Here is an 18,545-nt window from a genome sequence, read left to right as displayed (position 1 = left end):
CTGGACCATGTTGTGCGCGGCCCCACTCAATTCCCCCCTGCACGGAGGCTGTTGTGGAACGCACCGGACCACCCGCCCGATTCTCCGGACTTCTGGCCGCCTTCTCGGCCGCCCTGCTCGCCGCCGGCGGTCTGGCCGTCTCGGCTCCGGCCGCCGGTGCTGCCGACGCCGATCTGGCGCGCAACGGCAGCTTCGAGGCGGGCCTGGACGGCTGGAGCTGTACGGGCGGCAGCGGAGCCGTCGTCAGCACGCCCGTACACGGCGGCACTTCCGCGCTGAAGGCGACACCGGCCGGCAGCGACAACGCCAAGTGCTCCCAGACCGTCACGGTGAAGCCCGACTCCACGTACACGCTGAGCGCGTGGGTGCAGGGCAGCTACGTGTACCTCGGCGCGTCCGGCACCGGGACCGTCGACGTCTCCACCTGGACCCAGTCCGCCGGCGCGTACACCAAGCTCACCACCACGTTCAGGACCGGCGCAGCGACCACCTCGGTCAGCGTCTACACCCACGGCTGGTACGGCACCCCGGCCTACTACGCCGACGACCTCACCCTCGTCGGCCCCGGCGGCGAACCCGTCGTCGTGCCCGCCGCGCCCGCCGGGCTGAAGGCCGGCACGGCCACCGCGTCCGCCGTTCCGCTGTCCTGGACCGCGTCCGCCGGAGCCACGGGCTACAACGTCTACCGGGGCGGGGCGAAGGTACTCAGCGCCTCCGGTACGTCGGCGACCGTGACGGGGCTGGCCGCGTCGACCGCGTACAGCTTCCAGGTCACCGCGGTCAACGCCGCGGGCGAGTCCGCGAAGTCCGCCGCCGTGAGCGCCACCACGACCACCGGCGGCGGGGGTGGCGGGAACGGGGACCTCCCCGCCCACGCCCTCGTCGGCTATCTGCACTCCAGCTTCGCCAACGGCTCCGGCTACACCCGGATGGCCGACGTGCCCGACTCGTGGGACGTCATCAACCTCGCCTTCGGCGAGCCGACGTCCGTCACCTCCGGCGACATCCGCTTCTCGCTCTGCCCGGCCGCCGAGTGCCCCGGGGTGGAGTCCGAGGCGGAGTTCAAGGCCGCCATCAAGGCCAAGCAGGCCGCCGGCAAGAAGGTGCTGATCTCCATCGGCGGCCAGAACGGCCAGGTGCAGCTCGCCTCCACCGCCGCGCGTGACACCTTCGTCTCCTCGGTGTCCAAGATCATCGACACCTACGGGCTCGACGGCCTGGACATCGACTTCGAGGGCCACTCCCTCTCGCTGAACACCGGAGACACCGACTTCCGCAGCCCGACGAGCCCGGTCATCGTCAACCTGATCTCCGCGGTGAAGTCCCTCAAGGCCAAGTACGGCGCGGACTTCGTCCTCACCATGGCCCCCGAGACCTTCTTCGTACAGCTCGGCTACCAGTACTACGGATCCGGCCCCTGGGGCGGTCAGGACCCGCGCGCCGGCGCCTACCTCCCGGTCATCCACGCCCTGCGCGACGACCTCACCCTGCTGCACGTCCAGGACTACAACTCGGGCTCCATCATGGGTCTGGACAACCAGTACCACTCGATGGGCGGCGCCGACTTCCACATCGCCATGACCGACATGCTGCTCACCGGCTTCCCGGTCGCGGGCGACCAGACCAAGGTCTTCCCGGCCCTGCGCCCCGAGCAGGTGGCCTTCGGCCTCCCCGCCTCCACCCAGGCGGGCAACGGCCACACCTCGCCCGCCGAGGTCACCAAGGCGCTGAACTGCCTGACGAAGAAGACGGACTGCGGCTCGTACCAGACCCACGGCACCTGGTCCGGGCTGCGCGGGCTGATGACGTGGTCCATCAACTGGGACCGCTTCAACAACTGGGAGTTCCAGAAGAACTTCGACGCCTACTTCGGCAGCTGACCTCCCGCAGCACCAGCAGCAGCACCGCGCTCAGGCACCAGCTGGCGAACACGTCCAGCGGCCAGTGGTAGCCGCGCAGCACCAGACCGATGCTCGTCGCCGCCGTCATCAGGACGGCGGCGACGAGCATCATCCATGAACGGCGCACGTACGGCGCCAGCAGCAGGGCCGCGGCCCCGTACGCCACCGCCGCCGTGGCCGTGTGGCCCGAGGGGTAGTAACCGGTCGCCTCCGTCAGCGGCCCCTGGCGGTCGGTCCACACCTTGAGGGGAACGACCAGCACGGGTACCGCCGCCATGACCGCCACGGCGCACAGCGCGGCACGACGGGCACGGCGGAACCAGGCGAAGACGACCGCGCACGCCAGTACCGGCACGGCCACCTGCATGTTGCCGAGATCGGCGAAGAAGTCGGAGAGCCGGGCGGGGCCCCGTCCGGCCAGGGCCAGACCGGCCCGTTCGTCGGGTCCGAGCAGGGGGCCGTCGGCCACGACCTGCCAGGTGACCAGCGCGAACAGCACCAGAAGCGCCGACACCCGGTAAACGAGAAGAACCGGCCACCGGGGAACAGGGGGGATTGTTCCGAGGTGGCCGGTCGGATCGGTTTGCCGCGCGCCCCGGGGGGTGTGGGGCGAGCGGCCATCCGATCGGTGAGGAGTTCCGGAGCCAGAAGCTCCAGTGGTGTGCGCCAGGGCACGACCGGGTCGGCACTGGGGGAGCCCCGGCCCGGCATCGCCCGCAGTCCCCTGCGGGCGGGGTGTTTCTCTCATCTGCGGAAACCGTACGTCAGAGGAAGGGGGGACCGATAGCGGCAACGTTATCCCGCCATCGCCCCCGCACACCTTCTTCACAGGCCCACACGCGGGCCCAGGTCATCCCCGCCGAAATCGCCTCGCGGCGGCCGGCGGTCCCGCACGGGATCAGAGCGTGGCGAATGCCTGCTCGATGATGTCCAGGCCCTCGTTCAGCAGGTCCTCACCGATGACGAGCGGCGGCAGGAAGCGCAGGACGTTGCCGTACGTGCCGCAGGTCAGCACCAGCAGGCCCTCGGCGTGGCAGGCCTTGGCCAGCGCCGCCGCGGCGGCCGCGTCGGGGTCCTTCGTGCCGGACTTCACGAGCTCGATCGCGATCATCGCGCCACGGCCGCGGATGTCACCGATGATGTCGCCGTTCGGGAGCTTGGACCGCAGCTCGGCCAGACGGCCCTTCATGACCTCCTCGATGCGCTTGGCCTTCCCGTTCAGGTCCAGCTCGCGCATCGTCTCGATGGCGCCGAGCGCACCCGCACAGGCCACCGGGTTTCCGCCGTACGTGCCACCGAGGCCGCCGGCGTGCGCGGCGTCCATGATCTCGGCGCGACCGGTCACCGCCGAGAGCGGGAGGCCGCCCGCGATGCCCTTGGCCGTGGTGATCAGGTCGGGGACGATGCCCTCGTCCTCACAGGCGAACCACTGGCCGGTGCGGCAGAAGCCGGACTGGATCTCGTCCGCGACGAAGACGATGCCGTTGTCCTTCGCGAACTGTGCGATCGCCGGGAGGAAGCCCTTGGCCGGCTCGATGAAACCGCCCTCGCCGAGGACCGGCTCGATGATGATCGCCGCGACGTTGTCCGCGCCGATCTGCTTGGTGATCTCGTCGATGGCCTGCGCGGACGCTTCGGCGCCCGCGTTCTCGGCACCCGTGGGCCAGCGGTAGCCGTACGCCACCGGGACGCGGTAGACCTCGGGCGCGAACGGACCGAAGCCCTGCTTGTACGGCATGTTCTTGGCGGTCAGCGCCATCGTGAGGTTCGTCCGGCCGTGGTAGCCGTGGTCGAACACGACGACCGCGGTGCGCTTGGTGTAGGCGCGGGCGATCTTCACGGCGTTCTCGACGGCCTCGGCGCCCGAGTTGAACAGCGCCGACTTCTTCGCGTGGTCGCCCGGCGTCAGCTCGGCGAGCTGCTCGCAGACCTCGACGTACCCCTCGTACGGCGTGACCATGAAACAGGTGTGGGTGAAGTCGGCGAGCTGCGCGGTGGCGCGGCGCACGACAGCCTCGGCCGATGCGCCCACCGACGTCACGGCGATACCGGAACCGAAGTCGATCAGCCGGTTGCCGTCCACGTCCTCGATGATCCCGCCGCCCGCCCTGGCGGTGAACACCGGCAGCGTGGAGCCCACGCCCGCGGCGACGGCCGCGACGCGGCGAGCCTGCAGCTGAGCCGACTTCGGGCCGGGAATGGCAGTGACAACGCGGCGCTCCTGCGGGATGTCGGACATGCGGGGCTCCTGGGGGTGTTTCGGACGCTTCTCTTTCTGCAGGCTAGGGGCGGGGACGGGCGGCAGGCATGCTCCGATCGGGAGCAGTGAGGGCGTGTCCTTGTCCGCGGCGGACAGATGGCCTACCCGGCATGCTGTGCCGTCCCGGCCCGCACCATCCGGCCGGGTTGCTGAACTCCCCGTGTCCTGGCACTAGATTGACCGGTGCAGAAGGCGGGACGCGGCTGGTCAGGGGGCAGCGGTTCATGGACACCGAAGGCACGTACGGCAAACGGGGCACGAGCGCGGACCGGGTGCCCCGCCCGGCGGGACCACCGCCGTCCGCTCCACCGCCCCCCGCGCACGCCCCCGCAGCCGGCCCCCCGCTGGGGGAATGGCTGCGCACCCCCCGCCCCGTGAGGGAACCGGGCGTCTGGCGCTACGGGCACACCCCGCGCCCGCCCGAGAAGCCGGAGGGCGTCTCCGACCGCTCGCTGGTGGCCGGGGTGCTGATCTCGGCGCTGTGCGGACTCCTCCTGTGGTCCCTGTGGCGCAACGGTTACATCCCCTACCGGCTCGTCCCCCTGAAGCTCTTCACCCCGGGCGACTGGTGGTACGCGGGAACGTTCGGCGGACCCAGGACGGTCGAGGGCGCCGACGCCCTCACCGTCTACGAGGCCGTCCTCTTCGGGCTCCTCGTCTACGGGTGCGGGCGCCTGGGGAACTGGTCCGAGATCTTCCGGCGACACGTCGCCGGGCGCGGGCAGCCCTTCCTCGCACTGGTCACGGCCGCCGCCGCAGCGGTCGCGCAGCTCCTGGTGTGGAAGGACGCCGTACCCGTCGTCAGGCCCGTGCTCGTCCTCGTCGCCTCGGTCGCGGGCGGCGAGGTCTTCCAGAGCCAGGCCGTGGTGAACGTGATCTACACGCTGATCACCCTCGGGGTCCTCTGGCCGTTCGCCCGCCTCGGGAAGTGGCGCGAGACGGCCGCCGAGCGCCTCAGGGGCCGCTCCGGCGCCCCGGCCGCTGTTCCGGCTCCCGCCGCGCCCCCGGACGCCACCACCCCCGACCAATGGCCGGAACTGCGCGCGGCAGGGCAGACCGACGCGGCCGAGACACTCGCCGCCGAGGTGCGCACCGGCCGGATGAACGACGTCGACGTCGCGCGTCTGCGCCACGCCTGGGCCCTGGGCCGGGGGCACGCCGACCGGGCCGCCGCACTCACCGAAGCCGTCCTGCGTACCGGCGGAGCCGCGGCGCTCCACCCGTCCGGAGCCCGCGACCTGCCGCAGCGCACAGCCCGCCACGACCTGCTCACCGGCCAGGTCCGCATCGGCAGCTACGCCGACGACCCGCACAACCCCTACGCGCGCCGCGGCTCGGGCGTCGCCCTGGAACCCGCGCTGCTCGGCACCTCACTCCTCGCGGTCGGACCGCCCGGGGCCGGCAAGTCCGCCCGGCTGGTGCGCCCGGTCGTGGAGTCGCTCGCCCTCCAGGCACTCGCCGGACGGGCGGCCGTACTCGCGGTCGGCTCGGCCGGGGGACAGCTCGGCCCCGACGACGCGTACGACGTCGTCGTGCGGATCGGCGACCCCGCCTCCGTCCACGACTTCGATCTGTACGGCGGCACGACCGACCCCGACGAGGCCGCGGGAGTCCTCGCGGAAGGGCTCGTCGGCGATGTCACCAACCTGGACAGCAGGCGCGCCGCCACGGTGCTGGCCCAGCTGCTCGGCCCCTACCGGGCCGTCCACGGGCACTTCCCCGGGGTGCCCGCACTCAGGGAACTCCTCGACGGCGACCTGTCCGCGATCGGCACGCTGCGGGAGGCCCTGTCGGCCGGCGGCCACCACGCGATGCTGCGCGAACTCGAGACCCGCGCACGCCAGAAGGGCGGATCGGGAGACCCGGCGCCGGTGCTCGCCGACCGGATCGCGTTGCTCGACCGGCCCGCGTTCGCCACGTTCTTCGCCACCGGCGCCGGTGCCCGCCCCTTCTCGCTGCGCTCCCTGGAACACCTTCCGCTGCGGGTCAGGATCGATCTGCCGGAGCGTGCGCACGCCGAGGCCTCGCGGCTCCTCGCCCGGCTCGTCCTCGCCCAGTTCAACGCGATCGCCGCTGCCCGCACGGACCACTCGCTCTTCGTCTGCCTGGTCCTGGACGACGCCACGCACACCGTCACCACCGAAACGGTCAGGGGCGTCCGGCGGCTACGGTCGGTCAACGCGGGCGCCGTCCTCACCCTGCGTACCGTCGACGACGTACCCGAAGGGCTGCACACCGCGCTGCTCGGCGCGGTCGGCTGCTGCATGGCCTTCTCCGGGGTCACCACCTGGGACGGCAAACGCTTCGCGGAGGTCTGGGGCAAGGAGTGGGTGGAGACCCGCGAGGTCGCCCAGCACGCGGTCTTCGCCGACCAGCCGTTCACCCGCGCGCTGCACGGCTTGCGCAAACTGGTCACCGGCAAGGCCGTGACCAGGGACGCCGTGACCGTGAGGCGCGTCGAACGGGAGCGCTGGTCGGCATCCGAGCTGGCCTACTCGCTGCCCGCCGGACACGCCGTCCTGTCCCTGACGACAGTCGACGGCGAACACGCGCCGCCGCTGCTGGTCGAGCTCGGACGCTGAGAGCGCAGCCGGAGCAAGCGGTTACGGGAAACCTGCCGCCCTGGCAGAATCGATTGCGGCCGTCTGTACGGGACGGCGCAATCGACTCCCAGAGATCCGGCGATCCCATGCCCCCCACTCTCGCCTCGCTCGTCCAGCACTCCGCGCTCAAGCTCACGGTCCGGGCAGGGGCGGACCGGCTCGACACGCCGGTGCGCTGGGCACACGCCAGCGAGCTCGCCGACCCCGTGCCGTACATGGACGGCGGCGAGCTCCTCCTCGTCACCGCCACGAACCTCGACGCCGAGGACCCCGAGACGATGCGCAGGTACGTCCAGCGCCTGGCCGGCGCCGGAGTCGCCGGGATCGGCTTCGCCGTCGGCGTCACCTACGAGAACATCCCCGACGCCCTCGTCGCCGCCGCCGACGAATCCGGGCTGCCGCTCCTCGAAGTACCCCGCCGCACCCCGTTCCTCGCCATCAGCAAGGCCGTTTCGGCGGCGATCGCCGCCGACCAGTACAGGGCCGTCACCGCGGGCTTCGAGGCCCAGCGGGAGCTGACCCGCGCCGCACTCGCCGGGGACGGTCCCGGAGAACTCCTGACCCGTCTCGCCGCGTACGTCGACGGCTGGGCCGCGCTGTACGACACCTCCGGTGCGGTCGTGGCCGCGGCGCCCGACTGGGCGGCCCGCCGCGCCGCCCGGCTCACGCCCGACGTGGAGCGCCTCCGGGACCGCCCCGCCCCGGCCAGCGCCGTCGTCGGAGACACCGACGACCGGGTCGAGCTCCAGTCCCTGGGCACCGGCCGCCGCACCCGCGGGGCGCTGGCCGTCGGCACGGGGGCGGCGCTCGGCACGGCCGAGCGCTACGCGGTGCACTCCGCGGTCGCCCTGCTGACACTCACCACGGCGCGCTCCCGCTCGCTCCAGGGCGCGGAGCAACGCCTCGGCGCGGCGGTCCTGCGCATGCTGCTGGCCGGGCAGCCCGACCACGCCCGGGCGGTCGCCGGCGACCTGTACGGGGGCCTGCTCGACGCCCCCTTCAGGCTGCTCATCGCGGAGGCCTTCACCCCGTCGGCCCCCTCGGCACCCGTCGCCACCGAGCTGCTCGCGGAGACGATGGAGGCCGCGGCTGCCCGGTCCGGCGAGACACTGCTGATGGTCCCCGAGGGCGAACGCGTCGTGGTGCTGGCCGCGGACGGCGGCGCCGCGGTCGCCGCGTGCGCCGCCCATGCCGGGACACAGGACGAGCGCCCGGCACACGAGCCGGGGAAGGAGGAGGGCGACGTCGTCGTCGGACTGTCCGCCCCCTGCGGCCCCATCGCCGTCGCCGCCGCGTACAAGCAGGCCGAGCAGGCCCTCTCGGTCGCCCGCCGCAGAGGCAGGGCCCTGGTCGAGCACGAGGAGCTCGCCGCCGGCTCCGTCCTGCCGCTCCTGGCCGACGACGCGGTACGGGCCTTCGCCGACGGGATGCTGCGCCCCCTGTACGAACACGACGCGAAGGGCCGGGGCGACCTGGTCGCCTCGCTGCAGGCCTGGCTCTCCCGGCACGGCCAGTGGGACGCCGCCGCCGCGGACCTGGGCGTCCACCGCCACACGCTGCGGTACCGGATGCGCCGGGTGGAGGAGATCCTGGGCCGCTCCCTTGACGATCCGGATGTCCGGATGGAGCTGTGGCTGGCCCTGAAGACGACAGCCGCCTCGTCGGGGACCCCGTAGCGGACGGGAACACGGTCGCTCGGCTCCGACAAACCGGCGCATCACCCTTCCGGTCCGCTCCACGCCGGACAAACGTCATCCGCGCCCCGCCGACCTACGGTGGGGCCAGGAGGGTGCCTCCGCGGTGCCCGCGACCTCCCGTTCACACCCCCGAAGGGCCGGAACCGCCATGACTTCCACCCACGCCTTCTGGCTGGCCGGCCGCCAGGCCACCGGCGAGGACAGCTTCGACGTCACCAACCCCTGGGACGGCCGTCTCGTCGGCACGGTCAGCGTGCCGACCGACGCCCAGGTCGAGGAGGCCGTCGCCGCCGCGCACGCCGTGCGTGACGAGTTCGCCGCCACCCCGGCACACGTGCGGGCCGCGGCGCTCGACCATGTCGTGCGGCGTCTGACGGAGCGCACCGAGGAGATCGCCCAGCTGATCTCCGGAGAGAACGGCAAGCCCATCAAGTGGGCCCGCGGTGAGGTCGGCCGCGCCGTCTCCGTGTTCCGGTTCGCCGCCGAGGAGGCCCGCCGCTTCAACGGCGGCGACGCCCAGCGGCTGGACACGGACGCCGGCGGGACCGGCCGCCTCGCACTGACCCGGCGCTTCCCGCGCGGTCCCGTCCTCGGCATCGCGCCCTTCAACTTCCCGCTCAACCTGAGCGCCCACAAGGTCGCCCCGGCCATCGCCGTCGGCGCACCGATCATCCTCAAGCCCGCCCCGGCCACCCCCATCTCGTCCCTGATCCTGGGCGAGCTGCTGGCCGAGACCGACCTCCCGGCCGGTTCCTGGTCCGTCCTGACCGTGCCGAACGACAGGATGCCCGCCCTGGTCAAGGACGAGCGCCTGCCCGTGATCTCCTTCACCGGCTCCGGCCCCGTCGGTTACTCGATCATGGAGTCGGTGCCCCGCAAGCACTGCACCCTGGAACTCGGCGGCAACGGCGCGGCCGTCGTCCTCGGCGACTGGGCCTCCGAGGAGGACCTGGACTGGGCCGCGACCCGTATCGCGACCTTCTCCAACTACCAGGGCGGCCAGTCCTGCATCTCGGTGCAGCGCGTCATCGCCGACTCCTCGGTGTACGACCGCCTCGTCCCGAAGATCGTCGCGGCCGTCGAGGCCCTCGTGACCGGCGACCCCTCGGACGCGGCCACGGACGTCGGCCCGCTGGTCGACGAGAACGCCGCCCGCCGCGTCGAGTCCTGGGTCGACGAGGCCGTCGAGGCGGGCGCCCGGCTGCTCACCGGCGGCAAGCGCGACGGGGCCACCTACGCCCCGACGGTCCTCACCGACCTGCCCGGCACCTCGAAGATCGCCTGCGAAGAGGTCTTCGGCCCGGTCCTGTCCGTACAGCGGACCGACGGCGAGGCAGAGGCCTTCGCCGCGGTCAACTCCTCCAAGTACGGCCTGCAGGCAGGCGTCTTCACGCACGACCTGCAGACCGCGTTCCGCGCCCACCGCGCCCTGGAGGTGGGCGGCGTGGTCATCGGCGACGTCCCGTCCTACCGCGCCGACCAGATGCCGTACGGCGGCGCCAAGCAGTCCGGCGTGGGCCGCGAGGGCGTCCGCTACGCGATGGACGACTACACGTACGAGCGGGTGCTGGTCCTCACTGGCCTGGCCCTGTAGCCCGCGCGTGATCCACGAACCGGCCGGAGCCCGCTGTGCGGGGGCTCCGGCCGGTTCCGTACCCCTCCGGGAGTCGGTCGCAGGGGTGGTGGGGGTCGCGTGGATCGGGTACATACGGACGAGTAGTACCGATCGGTATGCGTACGTCCCGACCATCGACCCGACTCGCGGCGAGGTGAGCTCCTCATGTCCGCCCCATCCGACATTCCCCAGGCCCCCAAAGTCACCGAGCGTGAAGCACGGCAGGTGGCCGAGGCCGCCCGCGAACAGGACTGGCGCAAGCCGAGCTTCGCGAAGGAACTGTTCCTCGGACGCTTCCGGCTGGACCTGATCCATCCACACCCCATGCCCGCCGCAGACGACGTGCGGCGCGGCGAGGCCTTCCTCGCCCGGCTGCGCGAATTCTGCGAGACCGGGATCGACGGGGCGCTCATCGAGAGGGAGGCCAGGATCCCCGACGAGGTCGTCAACGGCCTCAAGGAACTCGGCGCCCTCGGTATGAAGATCGAGCCCAAGTACGGCGGCCTGGGACTGACCCAGGTCTACTACAACAAGGCACTCGCCCTCGTCGGTTCCGCCAGCCCCTCTCTCGGCGCGCTGCTCTCCGCCCACCAGTCCATCGGTGTACCGCAGCCGCTGAAGATGTTCGGCACCCAGGAGCAGAAGGACGCCTTCCTGCCCCGCCTGGCCAGTACGGCCATCTCGGCGTTCCTCCTCACCGAACCCGATGTGGGATCCGACCCGGCCAGGCTCGCGACCTCGGCCGTTCCCGACGGGGACGACTACGTCCTGGACGGCGTGAAACTCTGGACGACCAACGGCGTCGTCGCCGACCTGCTCGTCGTGATGGCCCGCGTCCCGAAGTCCGAGGGCCACCAGGGCGGCATCACGGCCTTCGTCGTCGAGGCCGACTCCGAGGGCATCACCGTCGAGCACCGCAACGCCTTCATGGGGCTGCGCGGCATCGAGAACGGGGTGACCCGCTTCCACCGGGTCCGCGTGCCCGCGGCGAACCGGATCGGCCCCGAGGGCGCAGGGCTCAAGATCGCCCTGACCACGCTCAACACCGGACGCCTCTCGCTCCCCGCCATGTGCGTGGGCGTCGGGAAGTGGTCGCTGAAGATCGCCCGCGAATGGACGGCCGTGCGCGAGCAGTGGGGCAGGCCGGTCGCCCGGCACGAAGCGGTCGGCGCGAAGATCTCCTTCATCGCCGCCACCACGTTCGCGCTGGAGGCCGTCGTCGACCTCTCCTCGCAGATGGCCGACGAGAACCGCAACGACATCCGGATCGAAGCCGCCCTGGCCAAGCTGTACGGCTCCGAGATGGGCTGGCTGATCTCCGACGAACTGGTCCAGATCCGCGGCGGGCGCGGCTTCGAGACCGCCCACTCGCTCGCGGCCCGCGGCGAACGCGCCGTACCCGCCGAGCAGATGCTCCGCGACATGAGGATCAACCGGATCTTCGAGGGCTCCACGGAGATCATGCACCTGCTGATCGCCCGCGAGGCCGTCGACGCCCACCTCAAGGTCGCCGGCGACATCATCGACCCCGACAAGCCCCTCTCGGCCAAGGCCAAGGCGGGCGCCAACGCGGCGGGGTTCTACGCACGGTGGCTGCCGAAGCTGGTCAGCGGGCCGGGGCAGCTCCCCAGCGCGTACAGCGAGTTCAGGGTTCCGGGGCACCCGGATCTCTCCGCCCACCTCCGGTACGTCGAACGTTCCGCCCGCAAGCTCGCCCGCTCCACCTTCTACGCGATGTCGCGCTGGCAGGGCCGCATGGAGACCAAGCAGGGCTTCCTCGGACGGATCGTCGACATCGGCGCCGAACTCTTCGCCATGAGCGCCGCCTGCGTCCGTGCCGAACACCTGCGCGTCAACGGCGACCACGGCCGCGAGGCGTACCAGCTCGCCGACGTCTTCTGCCGGCAGTCCCGCATCCGGGTGGAGGAACTCTTCACCCGGCTGTGGTCCAACACCGACGACATCGACCGGCGTGTGGTCGACGGAGTCCTGTCCGGTACGTACACCTGGCTGGAGGAGGGCGTCATCGACCCCAGCGGCGACGGTCCCTGGATCGCCGACGCCACCCCCGGCCCGGCCACCGGGGAGAACGTCCACCGCCCCATCCGCTGAACCGGCATCTTCCCCGCGGGGTGCGTCCACTGCCTGGAAACGCCCCGCGGGTGCGCCCGCCGAACGGCAGGATGGGTGCCCGTGACCATAACCAATATCCCCGGCTCCAAGTCCGTCACCGCCCGCGCCCTGTTCCTGGCCGCCGCCGCGGACGGCACCACCACCCTCCTGAGGCCCCTGCACTCGGACGACACCGAAGGTTTCACCGAAGGGCTGACCAGCCTCGGATACGGGGTGACGCGCAAGCCGGACCGCTGGTACATCGAGGGCCGCCCCTCCGGCCCCGCCGTCACCGAGGCCGAGATCCACTGCCGCGACGGGGCCACCACCGCGCGCTTCCTGCCGACGCTGACCGCCGCCGCGGCCACCGGCACCTACCGCTTCGACGCCTCCGCGCAGATGCGCCGGCGCCCCCTCGCCCCGCTCACCGAGGCCCTGCGCGCCCTCGGCGTCGACCTGCACCACGAGGGTGCGGAGGGCCACCACCCGCTCCGCATCGAGGCATCAGGGGTCAGAGGCGGTCAACTGACCCTGGATGCGGGGGAGTCGTCCCAGTACCTGACTGCCCTGCTCATGCTCGGACCGCTCACCGCCGAAGGGCTGCGGATCGACGTCACGGAGCTCGTGTCGGCGCCGTACATCGAGATCACCCTCTCGATGATGCGCAGCTTCGGCGTCGATGTCGTCCGGGAGGGGAACACGTTCACCGTTCCCCCGGGCGGCTACCGCGCCACCACGTACTCCATCGAGCCCGACGCGTCCACCGCGAGCTACTTCTTCGCGGCCGCGGCCCTCACCGGCCGTGAGGTCACCGTCCCCGGCCTCGGGACGGACGCGCTCCAGGGCGACCTGCGCTTCACCGACGTCCTGCGCCGCATGGGCGCCGAGGTGCGGACCACGGCCGACGCGACGACGGTCCGGTCCACCGGCGACCTGCGCGGTCTCACCGTCAACATGCGCGACATCTCCGACACGATGCCCACCCTGGCCGCGATCGCACCGTTCGCCTCGTCGCCCGTACGGATCGAGGACGTCGCCAACACGAGGGTGAAGGAGTGCGACCGGCTGGAGGCCTGCGCGACGAACCTGCGGCGGATGGGGATCACCGTGCACACCGGACACGACTGGATCGAGATCCACCCCGGCACCCCCCGCGCCACGGAGATCGCCACCGAGGGCGACCACCGGATCGTGATGTCGTTCGCGGTCGCGGGGCTGCGCGCACCCGGAATGACCTACGACGACCCCGGGTGCGTACGCAAGACGTTCCCCGAATTCCACGAGGCGTTCGCGGAGTTCGCGGCAGGCAGCGCCGGCTGACGGAAGAGGCCGCGCGCACTACGGCGGCGGCACCCGCCCTGCCCTCCCCCCATGATGTGCCGGGAGGTTGGGGCATCGACGCCCTGCTCGGTCCGTGACCGGCTGTACGTGGCGGGATCCGGTCTGCGCTCCGGGTTCCGCCCACGTACCCACCCGACGCACTCCCCAGCCCGCCTGCCGAACGGTGGGCCGCGCCCGATCACCGGATCTCGGCGCGGCCTTTTCACCTGCCTCTACACTGCCGGCGTGATCAACGATCTACCTGCTGGACTGACAGCCCGACACCCGACCGCCGAGGATCACCTGCGGGTGCTGGCCGTGCTGGACAGGTGGTGGGACGGGCTCAAGGGCGAGGCAGGGGCGATCGAACGCGCGCTGCTGCTTCCCCGCCTGTACTTCCAGCACTTCACCACCACCAGCTTTCTCGTCGAGCGCCCCGACGGGGAACTCTCCGCGTTTCTCGTCGGCTTCCTGTCACAGTCCGAGCCGGACGTCGCCTACGTGCATTTCGTCGGCGTGGATCCGGCGCTGCAAGGCCAAGGAGTCGGGAGCGCCCTCTACCGCGCCTTCTTCGCGCTCGTCCGGGCGCACGGCCGCCGGTACGCGCACTGCGTCACCAGCCCGGAGAACACCGCCTCCCAGGCCTTCCACACCCGGCTCGGGTTCATGGCCGCACCCGTCCGGCCGGACTACGACGGCCCCGGACTCGACCGCGTGGCCTTCACCGTCGACCTGGTCCCACACCCGACCCGCCCGACGCGTCGGCTCAGGGTGCTCGACGCGGTCCTGGCCCTCGAACACCACCCCGGGTCACGCGAGCCGCGCGGCAACGACTGGCTTGCCCTGGTACGGGCGCCGGAAGGCCTGACGGTGATTCGTGTCGCGGACAGTTCGGCTCCTCCGGCCGATCGCTGGATCGCACTGTACGACGCCGATCCGAACCACGGACTCGACGAGCCGGGCCTGCTGGCCGCCGTCCTCACGCCGTTGGCCCGCGCCGCGATTCCGGTGTTCACCGCCTCGACCTACCATGCCGACCTGGTACTTGTCCCCGAACAGCTCCATGACCAGGCGCTGGCTGCGCTGCGCTCGGCCGGATACGAGATCAGCTGAATCGGGCGTCTGTTCTCCCCCGCCGAGTTTCTGCTGACGCCCCAGGCCGGCCGAAGGACCACCGACACCGGACGACGCCGACCGCTCAGGGGCGTAAGAAGTTCGGCATCGACACGTGAATCCGACCCGCATACAGCACAATCGAGCCTCGGCGACGATCGGAGACATGATCGCCACCGTCAACGGGAGAGTGGGCAAGGATGTTCGGGGCGGGAAACCGGCGGGCCGGATGGCGGAGTGCCGCAGCCGTGGGATGCGCGGTGGTGACGCTCCTCGGCGTCACCGGATGCGGCGACAGCGGCGACGGCGGTGACGACAAGGCCGGAAAGAGCCCCGCCCCCTCCGCGGCCCCGGCCGCCGCGCTCACCGAGGCGGAGCTCAAGGCGGTCGCCTTCACCGACGGGGAGAAGGTGGGCGCCTACACCGCCCACGAGTACGTCCTGGACGGGCTTCTCAGCGACGGCTACACCGCCACCCCGGCCGTCTGCCAGCCGCTCGTCAGCCTCGCCGGTGACGTCAGCGACCACGACCCGGCCGCCCAGGTGCAGCGCAGGGTCGAGGTCCCCGACGAGATGCTCGGCGTGATGGTCGACGTGACCCTTCGCTCGTACGGGAACGGCGGGGCCGAGAAGGTCATGCAGTCGCTCCGCAAGGCCGGCCGGGCCTGTGCCGGAGGACTGACGGAGGAGCGGGCCATCGCGCGGGCCAGATACGTGAAGGTCGAACCCACCGGGCTGCCCGCCTTCGCGGACGAGGCCGACGAGGCGAGGGCGTACCGCTTCACCCTCCTCGACGTGAAGGACAGGACGAAGCTGTACGAGTACCTCACCGTCGTACGCGTCGGCTCCACCACGCTCGCCTTCCGCGGGGAGGCCCTCGACACCAAGGACATCGGCGGGGTGCCGCAGGACATCATGGCCGCTCAGTGGAAGAAATTCCGTGCCGGTCGGGCCTGAGGCGCGCGCCGACGGGGACGCCCTGTCCGCGCGCACAGCGGATGCGGCAACAATGGGGGGCATGAGCGACAGCCCCGTACCCCTCGCCGATCCGCATCTCGTATTCGACGCCGCGGACGGCCGCCGGGATCTTGTGATCCTCGGCTCCACCGGGTCCATCGGCACGCAGGCCATCGACCTGGTGCTGCGCAACCCCGACCGCTTCCGTGTCACGGCGCTGTCCGCCGCGGGCGGCCGGGTCGAGCTCCTCGCCGATCAGGCGCGGCAGTTGCGGGTGCGTACGGTCGCGGTCGCCGCCGAGGACAAGGTGCCCGCGCTGCGGGAGGCCCTGCGCGCGGCTTACGGGGCGGGTGAGCCGCTCCCCGAGATCCTGGCCGGGCCCGGGGCCGCCGCCGAGCTCGCCGCGGGCGACTGCCACACCGTGCTGAACGGGATCACCGGCTCCATCGGCCTGGCCCCCACGCTCGCCGCGCTGAAGGCCGGGCGCACGCTCGCCCTCGCCAACAAGGAGTCGCTGATCGTCGGCGGCCCCCTCGTGAAGGCCCTCGCGGCTCCCGGCCAGATCATCCCGGTCGACTCCGAGCACGCCGCGCTCTTCCAGGCCCTCGCCGCCGGAAAGCGCGCCGACGTGCGCAAGCTCGTCGTGACCGCCTCCGGCGGACCGTTCCGCGGACGCACGAGGAGCGAGCTCGCCGGGGTCACCCGCGAGCAGGCCCTCGCGCACCCGACCTGGGCCATGGGCCCGGTCATCACGGTCAACTCGGCGACGCTGGTCAACAAGGGCCTGGAAGTCATCGAGGCGCATCTCCTCTACGACATTCCGTTCGACCGGATCGAGGTCGTGGTCCACCCCCAGTCGTACGTTCACTCGATGGTGGAGTTCACCGACGGTTCCACCCTCGCGCAGGCGACCCCGCCCGACATGCGGGGCCCGATCGCCATCGGGCTCGGCTGGCCCGAGCGGATCCCGGACGCGGCCCCCGCCTTCGACTGGACGAGGGCCTCCAGCTGGGAGTTCTTCCCGCTGGACACCGAGGCGTTCCCGTCCGTCGGGCTCGCCCGCCACGTCGGCACACTGGGCGGCACCGCCCCGGCGGTGTTCAACGCCGCCAACGAGGAGTGCGTGGACGCATTCCTGACCGGACGGCTGCCCTTCAACGGCATCATGGATACGGTCACCGCAGTGGTCGCCGAACACGGCACCCCTGCCACGGGAACTTCACTCGACGTCGCGGACGTCCTCGATGCGGAGACCTGGGCCCGTTCCCGGGCCAGGGAACTCTCGGCGAAAGCGACAGCGGAGGCGCACGCATGAGTATGACGACGATCCTGATGACGGTCCTGGGGATCGCCATCTTCGCCGTGGGTCTGCTGTTCTCGATCGCCTGGCACGAGCTGGGCCACCTGTCGACCGCCAAGCTCTTCGGCATCCGGGTGCCGCAGTACATGGTCGGCTTCGGCCCGACGATCTGGTCGCGCAAGAAGGGCGACACCGAGTACGGCATCAAGGCCATTCCCGCCGGCGGCTACATCCGGATGATCGGCATGTTCCCGCCGGGACCCGACGGGCGGCTGGAGGCGCGCTCCACCTCGCCCTGGCGCGGCATGATCGAGGACGCCAGATCGGCCGCGTTCGAGGAGCTCGAGCCGGGCGACGAGACCCGGCTCTTCTACACGCGCAAGCCGTGGAAGCGCGTGATCGTGATGTTCGCCGGGCCGTTCATGAACCTGGTCCTGGCCGTCGCGATCTTCATGGGTGTGGCCATGACCTTCGGTTTCCAGACCCAGACCACGGAGGTCGCCGGCGTCCAGCAGTGCGTGATCGAGCAGAGCGAGGAACGCGACGCCTGCAAGGCCTCCGACCCGGTCTCGCCCGCCAAGGCCGCCGGGCTGCAGAAGGGCGACAGGATCGTCGCCTTCGACGGGGAGAAGATCGACGACTGGGCGACACTCTCGGACCGGATCCGGAAGACCATCGGGCCCGCCGCCATCACCGTGGAGCGCGACGGCCGGGAGCAGACCCTGCACGCCGTGCTGCAGAAGAACACCGTCGCGAAGAAGGACGCCGACGGCCAGGTCGTCCCGAAGGCATACGTCGAGGCCGGCTACCTCGGCTTCGCCGCCAACACGGAGATCCTGCCGCTCTCCTTCGGCGACTCGGTCGTCCGCATGGGCGACATGATCGAGAACGGCGTCGACTCGATCATCGCCCTGCCCTCCAAGGTCCCCGACCTGTGGAACGCGGCCTTCAGTGACGGCGAGCGCGCCGACGACTCTCCGGTCGGCGTGGTCGGTGCGGCCAGGATCGGCGGCGAGGTGATGAACCTCGACGTCCCGGCACAGAACCAGATCGCGATGATGCTGTTCCTGCTGGCCGGCTTCAACCTCTCGCTGTTCCTCTTCAACATGCTGCCCCTGCTGCCGCTCGACGGCGGGCACATCGCCGGTGCGCTCTGGGAATCCCTGCGCCGCAATGTGGCCCGCGTCTTCAAGCGGCCCGACCCCGGCCCCTTCGACGTGGCCAAGCTGATGCCGGTCGCCTATGTCGTCGCCGGCGTCTTCATCTGCTTCACCCTGCTGGTGCTGGTCGCCGACATCGTGAACCCCGTCAAGATCACCTGACGCCTCCGGCGTCCCAGAGGTAGTGGCCGGCCACACAGACGGTGTCCGGCCACTCACCGTTCGGCGGTATTGCCGGACGGGGTGCGCCCGTCCTTCCTCCGGTGCCGTAACCTCGAAGCCTGGAGCCCGCCGTTCTCGGGACCTCGATCCACACTGATCCACACCTTGGGGATGCTCAGCGCATGACTGCGATTTCTCTCGGAATGCCGGCCGTTCCGACCAAGCTCGCCGACCGACGGGTCAGCCGTCAGATCCAGGTCGGGTCGGTGGCGGTCGGTGGGGACGCACCGGTGTCGGTGCAGTCGATGACGACGACGCGTACGTCGGACATCGGTGCGACGTTGCA

At 71.4% G+C, this 18,545-nt stretch carries 13 protein-coding genes; 11 read left to right on the top strand and 2 right to left on the bottom strand.

Features of this window, described 5'->3' with window-relative positions; translation table 11 throughout:
• Positions 1-53 precede the first annotated feature (53 nt).
• The gene (locus ABZS61_RS29775; RefSeq protein ID WP_356427938.1) at positions 54-1,880 is read left to right on the top strand and encodes a glycoside hydrolase family 18 protein; all 1,827 of its coding nucleotides are present in this window, start codon (positions 54-56) and stop codon (positions 1,878-1,880) included.
• On the opposite strand, the gene ABZS61_RS29770 is transcribed toward ABZS61_RS29775, so the two are convergent.
• Both ABZS61_RS29770 and gabT read right to left on the bottom strand, forming a co-directional pair.
• Complete coding sequence (locus tag ABZS61_RS29770; protein ID WP_356427935.1) at positions 1,831-2,649, bottom strand: phosphatase PAP2 family protein; 819 nt, start codon at positions 2,647-2,649, stop codon at positions 1,831-1,833. The genes ABZS61_RS29775 and ABZS61_RS29770 overlap by 50 nt on opposite strands.
• Before the next feature lie 150 nt (positions 2,650-2,799).
• The gene (gene gabT, locus ABZS61_RS29765) at positions 2,800-4,140 is read right to left on the bottom strand and encodes a 4-aminobutyrate--2-oxoglutarate transaminase (RefSeq protein ID WP_356427932.1); all 1,341 of its coding nucleotides are present in this window, start codon (positions 4,138-4,140) and stop codon (positions 2,800-2,802) included.
• Between the two features lie 245 nt (positions 4,141-4,385).
• On the opposite strand from gabT, the gene ABZS61_RS29760 reads away from it, so the two are divergent.
• The 10 genes from ABZS61_RS29760 to ABZS61_RS29715 form a co-directional block, all read left to right on the top strand.
• Positions 4,386-6,743 carry an ATP/GTP-binding protein gene (locus ABZS61_RS29760; RefSeq protein WP_356427929.1) on the top strand — a complete coding sequence of 786 codons (2,358 nt, stop codon included), beginning with the start codon at positions 4,386-4,388 and terminating at the stop codon, positions 6,741-6,743.
• Positions 6,744-6,850: 107 nt separating this feature from the next.
• Positions 6,851-8,440, top strand: coding sequence for a PucR family transcriptional regulator (locus ABZS61_RS29755; RefSeq protein ID WP_356427927.1), 1,590 nt, complete (start codon positions 6,851-6,853; stop codon positions 8,438-8,440).
• Positions 8,441-8,609: 169 nt separating this feature from the next.
• Positions 8,610-10,055, top strand: coding sequence for an aldehyde dehydrogenase family protein (locus ABZS61_RS29750; protein WP_356427924.1), 1,446 nt, complete (start codon positions 8,610-8,612; stop codon positions 10,053-10,055).
• Positions 10,056-10,241: 186 nt separating this feature from the next.
• Entirely contained in the window at positions 10,242-12,188 is a 1,947-nt protein-coding gene (locus ABZS61_RS29745; protein ID WP_356427921.1) for an acyl-CoA dehydrogenase family protein, read from the top strand.
• An 81-nt stretch (positions 12,189-12,269) separates the two neighbouring features.
• Positions 12,270-13,508, top strand: coding sequence for a 3-phosphoshikimate 1-carboxyvinyltransferase (gene aroA / locus ABZS61_RS29740; protein WP_356427918.1), 1,239 nt, complete (start codon positions 12,270-12,272; stop codon positions 13,506-13,508).
• A 246-nt stretch (positions 13,509-13,754) separates the two neighbouring features.
• Positions 13,755-14,621 (top strand): GNAT family N-acetyltransferase, encoded by an 867-nt coding sequence (locus ABZS61_RS29735; protein WP_356427914.1) that lies wholly within the window; start codon positions 13,755-13,757, stop codon positions 14,619-14,621.
• A 260-nt stretch (positions 14,622-14,881) separates the two neighbouring features.
• Complete coding sequence (locus ABZS61_RS29730) at positions 14,882-15,577, top strand: hypothetical protein (protein WP_356427911.1); 696 nt, start codon at positions 14,882-14,884, stop codon at positions 15,575-15,577.
• A gap of 52 nt (positions 15,578-15,629) precedes the next feature.
• Positions 15,630-16,892: a 1-deoxy-D-xylulose-5-phosphate reductoisomerase gene (dxr, locus tag ABZS61_RS29725; RefSeq protein WP_356428156.1), complete on the top strand. Its 1,263-nt coding sequence runs from the start codon at positions 15,630-15,632 to the stop codon at positions 16,890-16,892.
• Positions 16,889-18,199, top strand: coding sequence for a site-2 protease family protein (locus ABZS61_RS29720; RefSeq protein ID WP_351179346.1), 1,311 nt, complete (start codon positions 16,889-16,891; stop codon positions 18,197-18,199). Before dxr ends, ABZS61_RS29720 begins: the two co-directional genes overlap by 4 nt.
• A gap of 182 nt (positions 18,200-18,381) precedes the next feature.
• The coding region (locus ABZS61_RS29715; RefSeq protein WP_351179376.1) for a flavodoxin-dependent (E)-4-hydroxy-3-methylbut-2-enyl-diphosphate synthase at positions 18,382-18,545 on the top strand (164 nt) is incomplete at its 3' end.

The sequence above is a fragment of the Streptomyces sp. NPDC005566 genome, from assembly GCF_040605575.1.
Lineage (GTDB): Bacteria > Actinomycetota > Actinomycetes > Streptomycetales > Streptomycetaceae > Streptomyces.
The sequence above is the reverse complement of the archived record's forward strand: the minus strand, read 5'-3'. Positions and strand labels throughout refer to the sequence as shown.

Coding starts and splice junctions, on each gene's coding strand:
- ABZS61_RS29720 (WP_351179346.1), top strand. CDS start 16,889: ATGAGTATGACGACGATCCTGATGACGGTCCTGGGGATCGCCATCTTC.
- ABZS61_RS29760 (WP_356427929.1), top strand. CDS start 4,386: ATGGACACCGAAGGCACGTACGGCAAACGGGGCACGAGCGCGGACCGG.
- ABZS61_RS29770 (WP_356427935.1), bottom strand. CDS start 2,649: ATGAGAGAAACACCCCGCCCGCAGGGGACTGCGGGCGATGCCGGGCCG.
- gabT (WP_356427932.1), bottom strand. CDS start 4,140: ATGTCCGACATCCCGCAGGAGCGCCGCGTTGTCACTGCCATTCCCGGC.
- ABZS61_RS29755 (WP_356427927.1), top strand. CDS start 6,851: ATGCCCCCCACTCTCGCCTCGCTCGTCCAGCACTCCGCGCTCAAGCTC.
- ABZS61_RS29745 (WP_356427921.1), top strand. CDS start 10,242: ATGTCCGCCCCATCCGACATTCCCCAGGCCCCCAAAGTCACCGAGCGT.
- ABZS61_RS29750 (WP_356427924.1), top strand. CDS start 8,610: ATGACTTCCACCCACGCCTTCTGGCTGGCCGGCCGCCAGGCCACCGGC.
- dxr (WP_356428156.1), top strand. CDS start 15,630: ATGGGGGGCATGAGCGACAGCCCCGTACCCCTCGCCGATCCGCATCTC.